This is a genomic window from Methyloceanibacter sp. (assembly GCF_058506495.1).
Map to the genome: position 1 here is coordinate 1 of NZ_JBZMXT010000192.1, position 1,439 is coordinate 1,439.

2 protein-coding genes are annotated in these 1,439 nt (G+C 54.9%); one reads left to right on the plus strand and one right to left on the minus strand.

Annotation, left to right across the window (positions count from 1 at the left end; translation table 11 throughout):
* Positions 1 to 424, plus strand: a 424-nt coding sequence (locus AC33YF_RS13920) for a beta-barrel domain-containing protein (RefSeq protein ID WP_491777812.1), incomplete at its 5' end; no start/stop codon positions are given.
* Positions 425 to 516: 92 nt separating this feature from the next.
* Here the strand turns inward: AC33YF_RS13920 and AC33YF_RS13925 are convergent.
* On the minus strand, positions 517 to 1,439 hold a 923-nt coding region (locus tag AC33YF_RS13925; protein ID WP_491777813.1), incomplete at its 5' end, for a hypothetical protein.

Here is a 1,439-nt window from a genome sequence, read left to right on the forward strand (position 1 = left end):
CAACAAGCTCAACGTCACGACCATCGGCGCCGTTGTCCGCCCGGGCGAAAGCGTTGCCGAGATCGTCCCGATTGAAGATAGCCTCCTTGTCGAAGCCCGTGTGCGGCCGCAGGATGTTGCTTTTATTCGACCTGGACAGCCCGCCAGCATCAAAGTGACGGCTTATGATTATACGGTTTATGGTGATTTGCCCGGAACCGTAGAGCGCATCGGCGCCGACACGATTATGGATGAGGAGAAAAAGCCCTATTACCGGGTCATCCTCAAGACGCCTCGCACGCATCTCGGCCCAGCGGACGAGCTCCTTCCGATCATGCCGGGGATGGTGGTCTCCGCAGATATCCAAACAGGCAAAAAATCGGTGCTCGATTATCTGACGCGTCCCATTCAGTCCGTTCGCCACGAAGCGTTTCGAGAACGTTGACCTCAGGCTCCTGGAACGCCATCACTATCTTGCCACGTTCGAATGGCGCTTTGATCTTCCTCCTCAGATACGCGACGGGGAAGGATGGGAAATCAGCTTTTCTCTTCCGCGCCAGGAAACGGCCCCAGAAAGCTGTGTCCGTGATTGGCTTGGAAGATATTGTTGTAGAGTTGCGCGACCCATTGCTTGCCCTCAATCGTGAGTTCGAGATATCGCAGCGCCGGACCAAGATAGGGCTCAACACGCGACCAGAAAAACTCTGGATAATGCTCTATCAAGTCCATTGGCGTTTGATAGCCAAACCTTTGCGTGACACCCGTCTCAACAAATTCATGGAAAAGACCGTTAATTTTGCGATGATAGAATGGATCGGCTAGCTGACCAATTAGGTCAGCCGCACGAACCAGTGCTGGCTCACTGTCCGTCTCTCGAAACCGCGGCTCGTTAGGCACCGGAAACTGAGTAAATTCAATCGCCCGAGCAATTCTTTCCTCATCGATAAACTTCGCATCCGCAAATCGGTCCCGAGCATACATCATACCCCGCGCCACGTGATACGGCGCGAGGACCGCATCCGATGCGCCGCGCGGCGGACAAAACGTCTCGCCGGCAGCATTGATTACGACCTCTCGATTCCCGTCGCCGCGGCAGATCCCGCGTACGTAGCCAATGTCATGAACAAGCAACGCAACGGTATAGTGAAGCCAGTCCTCTGGTTGCACGGCCTCGGACATCAAACGGCCACGCATGATCTGCTGACCAACGAGGGTCACCATCATTGTGTGTTCGGCATTATGATACAATGCGTCTGTATTACCTAGTCGCTCGAGCACCAAGCGTGCCGCACCGCTGAGATATGTCGCGTACTCGGGACGCCTCGCTGAGAAGTGCTGCGTGAAGATTTCCGCCAAATAATCCCCGAAAGACGCGGCAACGACTGAGGTCGGGTTGAACATTGGTGAACCTGCGCTTCGTGTGTTGTCAGGTAAAGATACCACAAGGCTCGCCGGAAATC